The 17,644-nt window shown below is 33.7% G+C and carries 16 protein-coding genes; 7 read left to right on the forward strand and 9 right to left on the reverse strand.

Going from position 1 to position 17,644, the window contains the following annotated elements:
* Positions 1–7: 7 nt before the first annotated feature.
* Entirely contained in the window at positions 8–2,539 is a 2,532-nt protein-coding gene (locus OZP07_RS08100) for a PIG-L family deacetylase (protein WP_281637921.1), read from the reverse strand.
* A 287-nt stretch (positions 2,540–2,826) separates the two neighbouring features.
* Here OZP07_RS08100 and OZP07_RS08105 point away from each other — a divergent pair, with 287 nt between their 5' ends.
* Positions 2,827–3,828: an alpha/beta hydrolase gene (locus OZP07_RS08105; protein ID WP_281637922.1), complete on the forward strand. Its 1,002-nt coding sequence runs from the start codon at positions 2,827–2,829 to the stop codon at positions 3,826–3,828.
* A 78-nt stretch (positions 3,829–3,906) separates the two neighbouring features.
* Here OZP07_RS08105 and OZP07_RS08110 read toward each other — a convergent pair whose 3' ends face one another.
* From OZP07_RS08110 to OZP07_RS08135, 6 genes are read right to left on the reverse strand one after another with little or no spacing between them, the layout of a single operon-like run.
* A complete protein-coding gene (locus OZP07_RS08110; RefSeq protein ID WP_281637923.1) occupies positions 3,907–4,416 on the reverse strand; it encodes a hypothetical protein in 510 nt (169 codons plus the stop codon).
* Between the two features lie 37 nt (positions 4,417–4,453).
* Positions 4,454–4,987 (reverse strand): mechanosensitive ion channel domain-containing protein, encoded by a 534-nt coding sequence (locus OZP07_RS08115; protein WP_281637924.1) that lies wholly within the window; start codon positions 4,985–4,987, stop codon positions 4,454–4,456.
* A gap of 17 nt (positions 4,988–5,004) precedes the next feature.
* Complete coding sequence (locus tag OZP07_RS08120; protein ID WP_281637925.1) at positions 5,005–5,586, reverse strand: Maf-like protein; 582 nt, start codon at positions 5,584–5,586, stop codon at positions 5,005–5,007.
* Positions 5,579–6,511, reverse strand: a complete 933-nt coding sequence (locus OZP07_RS08125) for a geranylgeranylglycerol-phosphate geranylgeranyltransferase (RefSeq protein ID WP_281637926.1) — start codon at positions 6,509–6,511, stop codon at positions 5,579–5,581. Before OZP07_RS08125 ends, OZP07_RS08120 begins: the two co-directional genes overlap by 8 nt.
* 59 nt (positions 6,512–6,570) lie before the next feature.
* Positions 6,571–7,098 carry a KdsC family phosphatase gene (locus OZP07_RS08130; protein ID WP_194642280.1) on the reverse strand — a complete coding sequence of 176 codons (528 nt, stop codon included), beginning with the start codon at positions 7,096–7,098 and terminating at the stop codon, positions 6,571–6,573.
* Positions 7,082–7,843 (reverse strand): Rossmann-like and DUF2520 domain-containing protein, encoded by a 762-nt coding sequence (locus tag OZP07_RS08135; protein WP_281637927.1) that lies wholly within the window; start codon positions 7,841–7,843, stop codon positions 7,082–7,084. Before OZP07_RS08135 ends, OZP07_RS08130 begins: the two co-directional genes overlap by 17 nt.
* Before the next feature lie 178 nt (positions 7,844–8,021).
* On the opposite strand from OZP07_RS08135, the gene OZP07_RS08140 reads away from it, so the two are divergent.
* The 6 genes from OZP07_RS08140 (at position 8,022) to OZP07_RS08165 (ending at position 16,045) form a co-directional block, all read left to right on the forward strand.
* Positions 8,022–8,354: an ArsR/SmtB family transcription factor gene (locus OZP07_RS08140; RefSeq protein ID WP_194642282.1), complete on the forward strand. Its 333-nt coding sequence runs from the start codon at positions 8,022–8,024 to the stop codon at positions 8,352–8,354.
* A 112-nt stretch (positions 8,355–8,466) separates the two neighbouring features.
* Positions 8,467–8,934: a DUF6428 family protein gene (locus OZP07_RS08145; protein ID WP_281637928.1), complete on the forward strand. Its 468-nt coding sequence runs from the start codon at positions 8,467–8,469 to the stop codon at positions 8,932–8,934.
* Positions 8,935–9,023: 89 nt separating this feature from the next.
* Complete coding sequence (locus OZP07_RS08150) at positions 9,024–9,656, forward strand: arsenate-mycothiol transferase ArsC (RefSeq protein ID WP_281637929.1); 633 nt, start codon at positions 9,024–9,026, stop codon at positions 9,654–9,656.
* 2 nt (positions 9,657–9,658) lie between these two features.
* Positions 9,659–10,729: an ACR3 family arsenite efflux transporter gene (gene arsB, locus OZP07_RS08155; protein WP_281637930.1), complete on the forward strand. Its 1,071-nt coding sequence runs from the start codon at positions 9,659–9,661 to the stop codon at positions 10,727–10,729.
* Positions 10,730–10,940: 211 nt separating this feature from the next.
* Positions 10,941–14,153, forward strand: a complete 3,213-nt coding sequence (locus tag OZP07_RS08160; protein WP_281637931.1) for a cytochrome c biogenesis protein CcsA — start codon at positions 10,941–10,943, stop codon at positions 14,151–14,153.
* 1,346 nt (positions 14,154–15,499) lie between these two features.
* The gene (locus tag OZP07_RS08165; RefSeq protein ID WP_194642287.1) at positions 15,500–16,045 is read left to right on the forward strand and encodes a glutathione peroxidase; all 546 of its coding nucleotides are present in this window, start codon (positions 15,500–15,502) and stop codon (positions 16,043–16,045) included.
* A gap of 261 nt (positions 16,046–16,306) precedes the next feature.
* Here the strand turns inward: OZP07_RS08165 and OZP07_RS08170 are convergent, their stop codons facing one another.
* Both OZP07_RS08170 and OZP07_RS08175 read right to left on the reverse strand, forming a co-directional pair.
* Positions 16,307–17,095, reverse strand: coding sequence for an anti-sigma factor (locus OZP07_RS08170; RefSeq protein WP_194642288.1), 789 nt, complete (start codon positions 17,093–17,095; stop codon positions 16,307–16,309).
* Positions 17,095–17,625 carry an RNA polymerase sigma factor gene (locus OZP07_RS08175; protein ID WP_281637932.1) on the reverse strand — a complete coding sequence of 177 codons (531 nt, stop codon included), beginning with the start codon at positions 17,623–17,625 and terminating at the stop codon, positions 17,095–17,097. The genes OZP07_RS08170 and OZP07_RS08175 overlap by 1 nt, the downstream gene beginning before the upstream one ends.
* Between the last annotated feature and the right edge of the window lie 19 nt (positions 17,626–17,644).

Genomic DNA, 17,644 nt, shown 5'->3' on the forward strand with positions numbered 1-17,644 from the left:
GTCCATGTTATTGTTTTATTTTTTGGTTTGGAATATTTACTGAAGGTTTTGTCGAAATTAAATTAGACAGTAATTTATAAGCTCCGGGAACACCTTCGGGTAATTCTCTAAAAAAGCTTAGGCCTGTGTAAATATAATTTCCTTTTCCGTAAGGCGCAATTAACAATGCCCCATTCAATGCACTTTCTCCCTTATCATTTGACGAAAGTATCGGTGTGAAATTTTTATCAAATTCTTTCGGATAATACAAACCTTGTTCCTGCGTCCAGCCTTTGAAGTCATTTTGAGTAATCGTATTGGGATAATTCAAAGCAGGATGATTCGGTTTCAAAAATCGAACTTCAGCATTCTCTTCAGTAACTCTGTCATTTGAAACTTTTAATGGATAAGGCGCAATGTTTGGAGTAACCAAAGCTCCAGTGGTATTATATTGAACGACCATTGTTTTACCGCTTTTTACAAAATCGAACAAAATATCTTGTTTATTTGCTAATGCTTTAACGGTATTGTACGCACGTACCCCAGTCATGACAACATCAAATGATTCCAGTTTTTCGGGAGTTATTTCTTCGGGTTTTACTATTGTTACTTTGTATCCCATTTGTGACAAACTCTGAGGAACTTCATCTCCAGCCCCCATGATGTAGGCAATTCTCTCCTGATTGGTTTTCAAATCCATTCGGATGCATTTTACCTCAGATGTTTTTAAAACCTGCTGCTTGGTAATATGGTCATAATTAATTATAATCTGCTCTTTGTCGTAAGGTTTTCCGTCAATAACTGCAATACTTTTGGCTGTAACTTCGCCCACTTGTACAGGAGGAGTGACTTCAAAATATACCGTTTGTTCTGTTCCTTTTTTGTCTAATTGAAACGGAATAGACTCAGGAGAAATTATCCATTCTTTTGGTAAATCCAATTTTAAAGTTCCCTTTACTGCATCTTTACCTGATTTTAAAGTTATGCCTATATACTTTGGTTTTGTATTAGGAAAAAGCAGCACTTTATCCTGAATAGTAGTTGTTATTTCTGGAACAATATCTAAGAAGTTATAGATTTCACCCTTAACATTATCATTGTATTTATAAACAGCTGTTCTCTCAAAAGGGATTTCTACACCATTAATTTTTACATTAAAAACAACTTTGACTTCTCGTATGATATCAGGAATTCCAATGTTCTTTTGATCTTCTACAGTGTAAAGACCAACTGTTCCTTTTTCTTTCAGCCAATAAGGCTGTGTGTAATTTATTGATTGAGGTAATTGTAAATCCACCGAGGTGTTTTGAAGTATATTGTTTTTCAATGGAGTATTCAAAACAGTAGTTTTTTGTTCAGGCAGCGTGGTAACACTTATCAGCTGTATGTCGGAAGGGCTTCGGTTAATGGCTTCCAGCTTAAGTGTTACGATACTTCCGGGAGTTGCTTCCTGAGTGTTTGAAACAGCTTCCAGAAACAAGCCGGAGCAGTCTGCAATTATTTTTTTTATTTCTTCAGATTTAACTGTTTTCCAGTGGTTTTCGTCTAATGACTGAATCATGGCATAGGCTTTTAATAAATTCGGAATACTGGCAGACGGGTTTTTAAAATCATACTGATTGGCAATAATGTTAATTAGTTCGCCAATAGTTTTTCCGTCTTTTACACGATTCCAGCTTGTATCTATGCCTTCGAAAATGGAGGTTTTGTTCTGTAAAGGTTCTCCTTTTAGATATTCCAGATATTCGGTGCTTTCACCTCGGGATCCAGTAGATCCAAATCCTTGGGATTTATGACTGCTGCGGCTCAAAGCGGCTATTTCTTGATTCGATTTTCCTAAGGTTGGGTAATACGAACCTGTTTGTATCGCCATCAAATTGGTTTTATCTGCCGAATCAAATTTTTCTTTGCTGCCATAAAACCACCAGTTGGTATTAAAAAAAACTCTTTTAGGCTGCCAAGGTTTTTCGAGCTGCAGCTGTTCTGGAAAAGCTGCAGGATTATTGGCAAGATCAAATCCTTCAACGCTCAGCATCGCTGATGAAGTGTGATGCCCGTGTGTAGTACCTGGCGATCTGTGATCAAATCGATTGATGATTACATCGGGCTGAAATTTTCTGATAACCCAGACCAAATCGGCTAATACTTTTTCTTTATCCCAAATCTGAAGTGTCTCATCTGGATTTTTAGAATAGCCAAAATCATTGGCTCTTGAAAAAAACTGTTCTCCGTTATCAATTTTTCTAGCCTCAAGAAGTTCCTGTGTTCTAATGACACCTAATAATTCACGCAGTTGAGGACCAATTAAATTTTGGCCTCCATCTCCTCTGGTCAAGGATAAGTAACCAGTTCTGGCATGGATATTATTAGCCATATAGGATATTAAATGTGTGTTTTCATCATCGGGATGAGCTGCAATATAAAGTACAGTTCCCAGAAAATTAAGTTTCTGAATTTCATTGTATATCTCTGCAGAACTTGGTTTTTGAGGTTTTTGTGCGTTTGTTAATTGTATTGAAAGGAAAAAAAGCAAAAATGATTTAAAAAAAAGCTTTCGCATATAACAGGTTTATTGTTTTAAAATAAAATGGATTAGTTCAACTTCAAAAATACTAATTTAAAAATGGGAATATTTGTATATTACTCCAAAAGTTATGTTAATGTTTAATATTTTGTAAATTGTTTTTCAGGAATAATTACTATATATTTCATTAAATACTTAAAAAATAATATTGATTTATGTTAATTAATTAAAATTAGAATGCTAAATTTGAGAATATTGTGAAATGATTTTTTAGAATTAATTTCAGACAGTTTCTTTAATTTATAATTAATCTGCAGTTCCAAATGAATATACAATACACGGAGGATATTTTGAAGAACAGTTTCGAAAAAGCTGTCATTAAACAGCATGATGATTATGAGGGAGAGGTTGTTGCCACATTAATCCGAAAGCTGTGCTTAACGGGTTCAGTTAAAGCTGTTTTATGTATTCATGGTTTCAATGATTACTTTTTTCAGGAAGTTATTGCCGATGAATTTTTAAAGAAAGGCTATAATTTTTACGCTTTGGATTTAAGAAAATACGGCCGGTCTATACTGCGGCATCAAAAATCTAATAATGTTAGACAGTTGTCAGAGTATTATGAAGATATTGACCAGGCTTTAAGTATAATAAGGGAGGAAGGTAATAATGAAACAGTGCTTTATGGACATTCTGCCGGAGGTCTCATTATTACTTTATATGCAGCAGACCGAAAGAATGACGCTCTTTTTGATGTACTGATCTGCAACAGCCCTTTTTATGATTTTAATGTCCCTTGGATTCAGAAGATACTTGTTGTTCCATTACTTTCATTATTAGGAAGATTAAGTCCCAATTTGGCTTTGCCAATTAGTTTTTCAAAGTTTTATGGCAAAAGCCTGCATAAAAACGATTATGGTGAATGGGATTATAGTCTGCAGTGGAAACCTCATGCCGCTCCGTCTATTAATGCAGGATGGGTAAATGCGATACATCAGGGGCATCTGAAGATTGCAAAAGGAATTTCGGTATCAAAACCAATTTTGATATTGCATTCATCACATTCGGTTTATCTTTCAAAATGGAATGAAGCTATATTTGAGGGTGATGCAATTTTGAACGTAAATGATATTATTAAAAAAGCCAAATTAATTGACTCTCCGCATAAAGAAGTTATTGGTTTTTCAGGTGGCATGCACGATTTGATACTGTCCAGAAAGCCTGTAAGAGATATTGTCTTTAATGCTGTTTTCGTGTGGCTGAGTGATGAAGAATCCAGCAGTCAAAATGTAAACCCAAAGTCTAAATCTACAAGCTTTAGCTAAAGACTGTTAGATAGAATTTTGAATAAAAAAAGCCGCAACTGGTAAATTGTTGCGGCTTTAGAAAGTGTAGAAACAGGTTTAATGTTTGTGTCCTTTTCCTTTACCATTTCCTCCGTGGTTGCCATTATGATTACCATTATCATGATGTTCATGGCGGTCATGATCTTCATAATGCACTTGATAAGGACCTCTCATTTTTTGAGGCTTTCCTTTGTACCCTTTGTAATATCTCACTTTGTGAGTGTCATAATAGGCATAGGGAGTACGGCCATGATAATCGGTCAAAACTACTTTGTAACCATGGTATAAATCATATCCTCTGCAATAGGAAGGTAAATACCTGGAGCGGATCCATTTTCCGTTTCCATAATAAATATACTGAGTCGCACGAATGTCATAATAAACCTGAATATCGGGCAGGTAGTAATATTCAGCTTCATCGTAACCTACAGGTCCCCAAACAGGAGGTGTTCCTATATGTACATTTACGTTTGGAGTTCCTATGTTTACATCGACTGAAACCTGAGCCTGCGTTTTGTGCACGCCAAAAAACAGGAGACCTATAATAACTAATTTAATTGTTTTCATTGTGTTTAAATTTAGATTAGTAAATAAATTTAGCTGATTAATCGATGTATTCATCATTAGAATGCAGCGGTTTTTTAATTATCGAAATTCCTTTTTGAAAGAACAGGTTATTTGGATAAATAACAATTTCTCCTTCTTTAGAACGTATTGTTACATGAAAAGCTCCAATATCTTCAATCTCTCCTTCCACCAGATAATCTTTGTCATGGATTAATATAACATCTCCAATTTTGAAGGGAAATGAAAAAAACAAAATTATTCCCGATGTAATATTGCTCAAAATTGACCATTGTGCAAACATTGCGACCCCAATCACCGTGGCAATAGACGAAAGCGTGATAAAAATATCTTTGGCCTGAACTCCCCAAATTAATATCAGGGTAATTAATGCCATGATAGTAATAAGGATGTTGATATATTTGATGACTAAATTTGTTCTTCTTTCAATAATCTGGCTTGTCTTGGCATATCTTCTCACTAATTTTGATACTAGTGTTCGAGATAAAATAACTATTATCAGCAATACTCCTGTGCTGATCTGCTCTTTCAGATATTGATCAAAAAAAATCATTTATTTTTTTCAGTTATTTATAAATTATTTAAATATTCATATACTTTATCTGTCGGCATTCCCATAACATTTGCATAGGAACCTTCTATTTTTGAAACTCCAATAAAACCAATCCATTCCTGAATTCCATAAGCTCCAGCTTTATCATAAGGTTTGTAATTTTCCAAATAATAAAGTATCGCTTGGTCACTTAACGCATTAAAGGTCACTTTTGTTGTTTCGGTGATCAAATTAAAAGATAAATTTGTCTTAAAACATACCGAAGTGATGACTTCGTGAGTGGTATTTGATAATGACTTCAATATTTCAAATGCATTCTGATGATCCTTCGGTTTTCCTAAAGCACAATTATTGTGCCAGACAATAGTGTCACTGGTAATCAATATGTCATTTTGCTGTAATTCTCCTTCAAAAGCGTTGGCTTTCAGCAAAGAAAGATAATTAGTGATTTCTTCAGCTTTTAATTCTGGCGGGAAAATTTCTTCAATTTCTTTTAGCCTAATTTCAAAATCTAAATCCAGATCTTTAAAAAACTGCTGTCTCCTCGGTGAACCCGAAGCTAAAATAAGTTTATAGTTTTTTAGTTTTTCTTTAAGCATGATGATGGTGAAGAATATTATAAGTGACAACGGCAATCGAAAAACAGCCAAATAAAATGATTAGTTTCAAAATAGTACTCAGCTGATGATAATCTTTTTTCTTTTTTGCATGATCTATTTTTATAGTAAAATAAATTAAAGGAGAGACTATACATGTCAAGGAATATAATGTAGCCAAATGCAGATCATTAGGTAAAAAGTAATTTTTGATGTAGTAAGTAATCATGATCAAAGGAATCAGACTTAATACAAAGACAATCTTTGATGTACGTTTCAAGCCGAGAATGACAGGTAATGTATTCATTCCTTGTTTGTGATCCCCGCTGATATCTTCCATGTCTTTAACAATCTCCCTGATAAAATTAATTACAAATGCAAATACTGCATAATCCATAAGTATCGAAAACAGCTCGGCCATTTCGATTTTATTTTCTGGATTGATAACTGGCAGAAGATCGAAAATTCCAATGATTATTACACTAAATGCCAATAAAAAAGCCACAACAAAGTTGCCGATGAGCAGCATTTGTTTTAAGCTTGTGGCATACAGATATAAGGTAGCCGAAATAATAATAAAGATAGATGCGAACCCAGGTTTTGCAATTACATTTGATAGATAAAAACCAATACCAACACCCAGTACAGTGACAAAAAAATAAATATTATAGGCACTGGCTTCGGATATGCTTTTGCCGACAACAACTTTTTTTGGCTTGTTGTAGTTGTCCGTTGCCTGATCCATGATGTTATTTATCACATAGCCTCCAGCAGCAATCATGACTGTTGCCAATACTAATAATAGATACTGCCAATCAGTTAGTGCCAAAGTGATATTTTGGAAATTTAAAAATCCGTATCTAAAAAGCAGCTGCATCAGAGCAAGCATTAGTAAATTTTGGAAACGTATTAATTTGAGATACTTCATTGTGAATTGCGAAGGGTTATTGGTGGTTATTTGTTAATAGCTGTTTACTTATGGATGTTTTAGTCAAGTTTTCCATCAAAATGAGTTGTCCATTTTCCCTGTACTTTCATTACTTGTTCAATCACGTCGCGTACTGCTCCTTTACCGCCGTTTTTATGTGATATGTAAGCCGAAATTGTTTTGATTTCGGGACTTGCATCTTGTGGGCAGGCAGGCAGTCCAACTAATTTCATAACGTGATAATCTGGAATATCATCTCCCATATACAAAACCTGCTCAGGGTTGATGCCGTAAAGATCAGTATATTCTTTGAAAGTTTTTACTTTGTCAGGTGTGCCCAAATGAATATTGGTAATTCCTAAATTCCGCAGTCTTATTCTAACGCCCTCATTGCTTCCGCCAGAAATAATGCATACATGATAACCGCTTTCGACAGCCGCTTTCAAGGCATAGCCATCACGTATATTCATTGTTCTCAGCATTTCTCCTTCATTGGAAACAAATACGGAACCGTCAGTAAGCACGCCATCTACGTCAAAAATAAACGCAGTTATATCATTCATTATTTCTTTATAGCTTTTTGCCATGATTTTGTATGGATTGTGTTAGTATTTTATAAATTGTTGATTGATTTTCATTGGATAAAAAAGATTCATGAGCCGCAATTGTCGAAATGTCATTGCGTTTTGCCGGACCTGTCTGGGCATCTTTTGGGGAAAGCGTCAGTAGTTTTTCGGCAGTTTCAAGAATCAGTGGTTTTAAAATATCAAAAGACACATGATTTTCCTGGCAGATGTCATTTCCTAACTGGTACAGATAATTCGTGAAATTATTCACAAAAACGGCTGCTACATGCAATGCTTTTCGCTGATGGGAATCAATGGCCTGCACATTGTCCGAAATAGAAGCTGCAGTTTTTTCCAGTAATGTATAATCGTTTTCAAATTCCGTTTCCAAGCAGAATGGAACGGTTTTAAAATCAATTGTTTTTCCTTTGGTAAATGTCTGTAACGGATAAAATACCCCTTTCCTGTTTTTACTGTTTAACGATGTCAATGGTGCGCTCCCGGATGTATGAACAACCAAGCGGTTTTTAAAAGGTAACTGTGAAGAAACTTCTGAAATGGCATCATCCGAAACCGCTATTATATATAAATCGGCTTCTGCCAAAGCATTCCAGTCATTGATGATTTTGCTTGAATCAAGATTTGGAATAATCTGCCTTTGGTTTCTTGAAAATACCTGTATGATATCTATCGCTTTATTTTTTGCGAAAGCATCAATGAGGTGTTGTGCAACATTCCCAGAACCTATAATTGTTATTTTAATCATTCGGCAAAATTAACAAAAAAAGTGAAGTTTTGATTTCAATTTTTTAATCTGGTTTAACGGTAAAACTTGTAAGTTATTATGTATATTCAGTCTTTATTTTAAAAATAATCTGATAAAAATGGCTTTAATTTTTTTGTTTAAATGTAATATTGTAATATTGCAATATAGAAATACAACTATGGGGGCGACTAAAACAGATTTTTACACTGAAAATCAAAACGAACTGGCAATTTTGATAAAAGCATTGGGACATCCTGCCCGAATTGCTATTATCGAATATCTTCTAAAAGTTAACTCTTGCATTTGCGGTGATATTGTAAATGAATTGTCTTTGGCACAGCCAACAATTTCGCAGCATTTGAAAGAACTTAAGAATGCAGGATTAATAAAAGGAAGTATTGAGGGAAATGCAATCTGCTATTGCATTGACGAAAAAGGATTTGAAAAAATAAAAAGTTTTTTTCAAAATGTAAACGAGCATATTGAAAGAAAGAAAACAGATTGTTGTTAAATTTTAAATATAATTATTATGGAATCGCCATTAATTACAAGTTTACTGCAAGCAAACACCAATAAATAAAAGGCGATAACATATTTGACCTTAAACAAATAAATTTACATATATGAAACTTTCACAAATTAAAAAGCTGTTAGGCACAGTTGAAACTGTAAATTTTCAATTGCCAAACGGAACATTTGTTCCTGAACATTTTCACGTTACAGAAGTGGGTTTGATAAATAAAAGGTTTATCGATTGCGGCGGAACTGTCCGTAGTGAAACAGTTGCGAATTTTCAGCTTTGGGATGCCAATGATTTTGAACACAGACTGAAACCCGAAAAACTTTTAAATATTATTCAGTTATCAGAAAAAGTGCTGGGTATAGAAGATTTTGAAATTGAAGTTGAATATCAAAACACAACAATTGGTAAATATGATTTAGGCTTCAATGGTGAAAATTTTGAATTACTGAACAAACATACTGCTTGTTTAGCACAAGATCAATGCGGAATTCCATCCGAAAAACAGAAAGTGAGATTGTCAGATATTAATGCCAAACCTTGCTGCGCTCCAGAAGCAAAATGCTGCTAAACTAGTTATGGAATTTAAGAGATCTAACAGTTTTTTTAAACCTGTTAGGTCTTGATTCGTATTAATCATAAATCTATTTAATAAAGTAAATGACCACAAACCAATCAATTCTATTTCCAGAAATAGAAAAAGTAATTAAGAATTTAAACATTGAGAACATTTCGGCAGAACGCAGAGAAATTTTGCAGCCTTTGGTCGATTTTGTCCAAAACAAAGCTGCAAACCAGCAGGAAATAAGATTAAACCTTATCTGTACGCATAATTCGAGAAGAAGCCATTTGTCACAAGTTTGGGCACAGACTGCTTCGGCTTATTTCAATATAAAAAATGTATTTTGCTATTCGGGTGGGACAGAAGCGACCGCAATGTTTCCTATGGTGGCAAAAACTTTGGAAAACCAGGGTTTCAAAATTAAAACCATTTCTGGCGGAAACAATCCAATATATAGTATAAAATATGCCAAAAATGAACACCCGATTATTGGTTTTTCAAAAACCTATGATGATGATTTTAACCCTGAAAATGATTTTGCAGCTATTATGACTTGTTCTTCTGCCGATCAGGGCTGTCCTTTTATTGCCGGAGCAGATGTGCGTGTACCAATTACTTTTGAAGACCCAAAAGCATTTGATAACACACCGCAGCAAGCAGAAAAATACGAAGAAAGAAGCCTGCAGATTGCAGCCGAAATGATTTATGTTTTTTCACAAATTAAACAATAATTATGGCAGCAAATAATTGTTTACCAGTATTGAAAAGAAAGAAATTAGGATTTCTGGACAGGTTTTTAACACTTTGGATATTCCTTGCAATGGCAATAGGGGTTTCAATTGGTTATTTTATACCTTCAAGCAGTGGTTTTATCAACTCATTTTCGAGCGGAACAACCAATATTCCCTTGGCAGCCGGATTAATACTGATGATGTATCCGCCTTTGGCAAAAGTGAAGTACGAACAAATGGGTGAAGTGTTCAAAAACACCAAAGTTCTTGGCGCTTCATTATTCCTGAATTGGATTGTTGGTCCGATACTGATGTTTTTATTAGCATTATTATTTCTAAAAGATTATCCCGAATACATGATTGGTTTAATTCTAATTGGTTTAGCACGCTGTATTGCCATGGTTGTTGTCTGGAATGATCTGGCCGAAGGAAACCGGGAATATGGAGCAGGATTAATCGCCTTAAACAGTATTTTTCAAGTGCTGCTTTATAGTGTTTATGCCTATGTTTTTATCACAATCTTACCGCCTTATTTTGGCTATACCGGTTTTGAAGTGAATATAAGCATTGGGCAAATTGCGGAAAGCGTGGGGATTTATTTGGGAATTCCTTTTGCGTTCGGCATCATTAGCCGATACACATTAATCAAACTGAAAGGCGAAGAATGGTTTCAGACAAAATATGTTCCTGTAATTTCGCCAATAACATTAGCTGCATTATTATTTACAATTCTGATAATGTTTAGTCTAAAAGGCGAACTCATTGTACAGATTCCAATGGATGTCATTCGTATTGCGATTCCGTTAGTCGTTTATTTTGTGGTAATGTTTGTTCTTAGTTTTTTTGTCGGAAAACATTTTGGTGCCGATTATTCTAAATCTGCCGCAATCGCATTTACGGCAACAGGCAATAATTTTGAATTGGCAATAGCAGTCGCCATAGGTGTTTTTGGCATTAATAGCGGACAGGCATTTGCTGGCGTAATTGGTCCTTTGGTCGAAGTACCGGCATTAATTGCATTAGTAAACGCAGCTTTTTGGTTCCGAAAGAAATATTTTGGAACAGAAATATAAAGAAGAAATTACAGATGAGACTTTCCTTTTTTCAGGCAGTCTCATTTGTTCTTTTTGCGTTTAGAATTATCTCTTCGACAGATAGATTTATGTTTTTCTTTTCAAAAATAGACCTCCTTAATTTTGGATTAAATTAACAATTAGGCCTTTAAAAAAGTGTGTAATTTTGAGTACTTTTGCGACACTTTATTTAAACGAAATTCACTTCCAAATGGATAAAAAATTATTCTCTGTCCTATTTTCTACCCGATTAATGGCTATATTATTTCTGACTTTTGCAATTGCAATGGGAACAGGAACTTTTATAGAAAGCAAATACAATACTGATACTGCCCGAATTTTGATTTATAATACTTGGTGGTTTGAAGCAATTATGGGGTTCTTCATGATTAATTTTATAGGAAACATCAAGCGTTATCAATTGCTGAAAAAAGAAAAATGGGCAACTTTACTGCTGCATTTGGCTTTTATATTTATTATTGCCGGGGCTTTTATAACACGCTACATTAGTTATGAAGGAATGATGCCTATTCGCGAAGGTGCTGCAGAGAATCAGTTTTACTCAGATAAAACATTTTTAACTCTTTTTGTAGATGGTGAATATAAAGGAGAAATGAAACGCAGGGTTTTTGAAAAACCAGTTTTGTTATCTCCTGCAACTGATAATGATTTTTCATTGAAAGGTGATTTTGCAGGAAATCCTTTTGAAGTGCGGTATGAAAAGTATATTATGGGAGCCAAAGAATATGTAAAACCGGATCCAAAAGGGACTTTGTATTTTAAATTGGTTGAGGCAGGTGATGGCGGCCGTGAGGAGCATTTTCTGAAATCAGGTGAGGTGCAGAATATTCATAATGTTCTTTTTGCCTTGAATAAATTTACCGAAGGAGCTATTAATATAAATACAACTGGAAGTAGTTATACGATTCAAATGCCTTTTGAAGGGAATTTTATGAGAATGGCAGATAAGTTACAGGGTAAAGTAGTTAAAGATATTGTACAGCCTTTGATGATGCGTTCTTTGTACAGTATTGGCGATATCCGCTTTGTTTTTCCAGAACCGGCTGTTAAAGGGGTAATTGATTACGAAACAAAAAATGATTACAAAGAGAAAAACCACGAAGATATTTTAGTTGTTAAGCTTATTGCTGATGGCAAAGAAGAATCAGTTTCTTTATTGGGATCAAAAGGCAAAGTAGGGGATTCCAAAACGGTCAAAATTGGAGGAAAGGAGTATAGCTTTTTCTTTGGAAGCAAAGCATATGTATTACCGTTTAAGATAAAACTAAATGATTTTATTGCACAGAAATATCCTGGTACAGAAAAAAGTTATTCTTCTTTTGAAAGCCAGGTAACAGTTCAGGATTCTGTAAAACCATTTGATGCCAGAATTTATATGAATCATGTACTAGATCATGAGGGTTATCGTTTTTTTCAATCATCATTTGACCCTGATGAGAAGGGAACTGTGTTGTCTGTAAATCATGATTATTGGGGAACAACAATCACTTACATTGGATATTTTTTATTGTTTTTTAGTATGATTGCAATTTTGTTTGTCAAACATTCCCGTTTTGCTGATCTGAAAAGAAAATTAGAAGTAGTTAAAAACAAAAAAGCAAAACTGCTTACGGTTTTGGTATTGCTTTTTAGTTTGACAGGTTTTGCCCAGGAGCATAATCACGAGCACGATCATGAACATAACCACGATCATACTGCGGAAAAAGCCGATTCGCAAATGGAAAGTCCTGCTCATGTAAGGGTAAAACCAACTCAGAAGCAATTGGATTCAGTATTGACTGCTTTTACAGTAACCAAAGAACATGCAGCAAAGTTTGGTCGTCTGATTATTCAGGATGCTGGCGGAAGAATGAAACCAATCAATACTTTTTCATCAGAATTGCTGCGAAAAGTAAGTCATTCGGATACGTATAACGGAATGAATTCGGATCAGGTATTTTTATCGATGACACAAAGTGCCCAGCTGTGGATAGAAATCCCGCTGATTTATATAAAACCGGGTAACGACAGTATTCGCCATATAATTGGGGTTGATGTCAAAGATACATATGCACCGTTTATTGCTTTCTTTGATGCAAAAGGAAATTATAAATTATCGCCTTATCTTGATGCGGCTTACAAAGCAGGAAATCCAAATCAGTTTGAAAAAGATTTTGTGGAAACAGATAAGAAAGTAAATTTAATGGAATCCGCATTGAGCGGCAGTATTTTACGAATTTTTCCAATTCCTAATGAACCAAACAATAAATGGATTTCTTATTTAGAACTTGAGCATGCCGGTTTGAAAGGAATGGATTCTACTTATACCAAAAGTATCCTGCCTCTTTATTTTGGAACATTGGGACATGCTGTTCAAACAAAGAACTACAAAACAGCTGATGATCTTTTGGAAAGCATCAACGGTTTTCAGAAAAAATTTGGCAGTAAAGTAAGACCGAGTGAAGAAAAAATAGAATTAGAGATTGCTTATAATAAATATGACCTGCTTCAAAAATTGCCTTATTGGTATATGTTTGCATCGATTTTGATGTTTACATTTACAATTCTTCAAATCTTTAAAGATTCAAAATTGATGCGCATCTTAGTCAATTCGATGCATGTAATTGTTGCTATTCTTTTTGTTTTGCATACAATTACATTAGGAGCACGGTGGTATATTTCGGAACATGCACCTTGGAGTAATGCTTATGAAGCAATCGTTTACGTGGCTTGGTCAACAATGTTTTTTGGCTTAGCTTTCGATATAAAATCAAAATTAACTGTAGCTTCGGCTACGTTTGTTACGTCAATGATACTTTCAGCAGCTTATATGAATTGGATTGATCCAGAAATTGCCAATTTGCAGCCAGTTCTTAACTCATATTGGTTAATGATTCACGTGGCTGTTATTGTAGCGAGTTATGGACCAACTGCGTTAGGAATGATTTTAGGTTTTGTGTCGCTTCTTCTAATCTTTTTTACCAATGAAAAGAATAAAACTAAGATGGAACTGAACATAAAAGAGATTACCTATATCAACGAAATGTCATTAACAATCGGTTTAATTATGCTGACTATAGGTAACTTTCTTGGAGGGCAGTGGGCAAATGAAAGCTGGGGACGTTATTGGGGATGGGATCCAAAAGAAACTTGGGCATTAATCAGTATTATGGTTTATGCTTTTGTAATTCATGCTAGGTTTGTTCCGTTATTAAGAGGAAAATGGATTTTTAACCTGATGAGTATGTTTGCCTTTGTCTCTATTCTATTCACATATTATGGTGTGAATTTCCACTTAGTTGGACTGCATTCCTACGCAAGCGGAGAAGCACATTCACTAAGCTGGATTTGGTATTCATTAGGGACAATTTCTGTGATTGGAGCAGTTACTTATCCGAAATATAAAAAGTATTATAAGAAGTAGGATTCTATCATAAATAGAAAATAAGGGTTATTCGAAAGAGTAGCCCTTATTTTTTTTTGAACTGCATTAAAAAAGTTAAAACTTACAATTTTGAAAAAATAATTATGTTTTGTCGGTAAAAAAATGTTGTTTAAAGATTTTGGCACGGTCTTTGAAAATACATTACTGATGATGTTTTGAGGTATGGATCTCTTTGTAAAGTTAGAAGGTTATTTTTCATGGTTTGTTTACAATAGTTAGTTAAAAGACGGTTATCTCTTATATATTATTGGTTTTTATTTGGTTAAAAGATGCTCGTAGAAGAGCATCTTTTTTTATGGGCAATCTCAATTTTTTTAAAAGCCTGAAGTTTAGCTATTCACATTAGTACTAAAAACTTAAATTATTTATTGGTCTCAAACAGAGTTTAAAACTATGTACTTTCAGTGCATCTCGCTTTAGCTTCTAAAAAAGTTTTTGCCACAGATTTACAGATTTAAAATCATCTTTTATCTGTGAATCTGTGGCAAAATTTTATCAATTTTTGCAATCCAACCTTGCACTTTCAGTCTGCCTAACCAAATCTATGGACTTTTAGTCTGTAGCTTCTTAGTTAAGTAAAATCTTATTTAATATTTAATTTTATGTGTTTAATCGTTAAAAATGGTATTTTGTAGATTATTTATACTTTTTTTGAATTAAATTTGTTTTTACTAAGAGAGAAAGACATTTTTTAAGATTTGTAGTTTTAAGGTTTATTTTTAAATTTAGTAGGTTAGGTTTAGGATAATAAAATTACATGGGGGCATCTTATAAAACAGTCTGTTATTTCATTAAAAGATGTTTCTTTTAGAAACATCTTTTTTTATATAAATCACATTGTTTTTCGAATTCTATTTTAAAATATGAATTTGACTTTTTTATAATCACCTGTTTATGAGACTGTTGTTTTTGGTTAATAAAGTTGTTTTTTGTTTTATTTATGTAGTAAAAAACTTATGTTTTTTAAAAAAACATGTATTTTATCGATAAAATATATCTTTTTATGGTGTAAGTGTTTTGAATTTGTATATTTGAGTATCTATTCAAAATGATGATTTTTAAGGATTTGTAATTTTTTTTTAATTTAGTAGGTTAGGTTTAGGGAAATTAATTACATGGGGGAATCTGATTAAAATTATCAATTAAAGAGGTTTTTTTAGAACCTCTTTTTTTTTGTGCCATACTGAACCAAAATTCAATCAGCTGAAGATGGGGAAGAGTAAAATTAATTCTGAATTTTAGCCAGAAATACTTTCTGTTTTTATTAACATTTGTAACATTAAATAACAGGGATATTTGTTTAATTTTATATCAAAAAATAAACTATGAAAAATATAATAGCAGCGTTCTGCGCAATGTTTCTTTTTAATATCCAAATTCAGGCACAAGTGAAACAAAATATTTATCAATTCAAAGTTGAAGATTTGTACGGAAAGACGTTTGATTTTGCTTCGCTAAAAGGCAAAAAAATTATGATTGTCAATACTGCTTCAAAATGCGGATTGACACCTCAGTATAAAGATCTGGAGGCATTATATAAAGAGTATGCTTCCAAAGGTTTTGTAATTGTTGGTTTTCCAGCCAATAACTTTGCTTCACAAGAACCGGGTACTAATGAGGAAATTGCTAGTTTTTGTCAGTTAAACTACGGAGTTACCTTTCCTATGATGGATAAAGTTTCGGTAAAAGGGGATGATATGTGTGCCGTTTATCAGTTTTTGACTAAAAAGTCTAAAAATGGATTGGAAGATTCTGAAGTAAAATGGAATTTCCAAAAATACCTTATCAATGAAAAAGGGGAATTAGTAAAAGTAATTTCTCCAAAAACCCTGCCAACAGATCCGGAAGTGGTAAATTGGATTAAGGGATAGTATTCAGTTAGCAGTATTCAGTATTCAGTTATAAAAAAGAGTTTGCATCGCAAACTCTTTTTTGTGAGATATAAAAATTTATTACTATTCTTAGCTAATATCAAACTGATTGAATCAGCCACAGAACAGATTAAAAAGATTTACACAGATTTTTTATAAAAAGAGTAATGAAATCTGTGATAATCTGTGTAATCAGCGGCAAAAAATACATGATATTATTTGCGCAAAGTCATATAAAAATTATTAAAATAAAGGCTTAATCTAAACTTTTCCTAAAGTATATAATTGCTCCATTGTTGGCGAAGTGCTTCCGCCTTCTGGTTCTAATGTTATTCCAAAAGCTTCGGCAAAACCAGCGTCGCTGACTTCGAATATTTTTTGGTCATTAGCAGTGAAATTTGCAAGTAATCCAATACTTGTCGGTGTTAAGACGGGTGCTAATTTTAAAGCCCAAACTTGGTAAACCATTCCTTTTGGCGGTTTCGGCAGACCCGATGCATCTACATACACGGCTTTGGTTTCTTTGTTCCAATATATTTTTGCAAATGAAGCAGGCGAGACCGTCTGCCCGCCCAAGCTTACTACAGTATTTTTTGGATCACGAATCACAGCCAGACCCGTTTCGATGGTTTTGTTTTTTATACCTAATGAATCTACTGTTTTAATCAGATTTTCTTTTTCAGAATTTATTTCAGCTACTTGATTTTTGGTCTCATTGAGCTGCAGGTATTGATAGCCAATGCCTAATAATAAAACTACAGCTGCAGCCCAGCCGATATAAGTATATTTTGATTTTGACGGAGTCATTTCAACAACTTTTCCGTGTTTCAGCTCTAATTTGGCTTTAATTTTTTCATAATTAGCAACCGAATGAAATGGAGAAAAAGTCGAAGATAAGGCTACAATAGCTTTCTCAATCGAAATAATTTCATCGTTTATTTCACTGTACTCTTTTGCCAAAGCGGCAATCTCTATGTTTTCTGTTTCGCTAAGTAAACCATAAACATAAAGCTCTAAAATTCCGGAGTCTATATATTGTTTTGTATCCATTATAATTTTAAATAAAGTCGTAAATCGTTAATACAATTTCTGTTTTGTGTTTTAACAGTCCCCAATGGTATTGCTAATTCTTCCGAAGCTTCCTGCTGCGTGTATCCTTTAAAAAATAACAGATCGATAATCTGGATACACTTGGGTTTTAGTTTTTTTACAAATTCCTGAATTCCGATAGCATCAATTTTATGTGACAGTTTATTGCTGTCGTCTAATAGATTTACGAAATTATCCGAAGAAAGGTTTTTTTGACTGTTATTAAAATTTTTGGAACGCAGTTTATCGATAGAAGTATTGCGTGCAATGTTGATTATCCATGTGTAAAAGCGCCCTTTGCTTTCATGATATGAATCGATATTTTTCCAAATTTTTACAAATACTTCCTGTAGAATATCTTCGGCTTCTTCCCGGTTTTTGACTAAAGTATTGATGACCGCAAACAGACTTTTAGAGTACATATCGTATAAATGCGTAAAAGCTTTTTCATCCTTACTATAAATTAAAACTAATAATTCTTCTTGCGTCATGGTGTTTTGATTTGTGATT

The sequence above is a fragment of the Flavobacterium marginilacus genome (assembly GCF_026870155.1).
GTDB classification, from domain to species: Bacteria; Bacteroidota; Bacteroidia; order Flavobacteriales; family Flavobacteriaceae; genus Flavobacterium; species Flavobacterium marginilacus.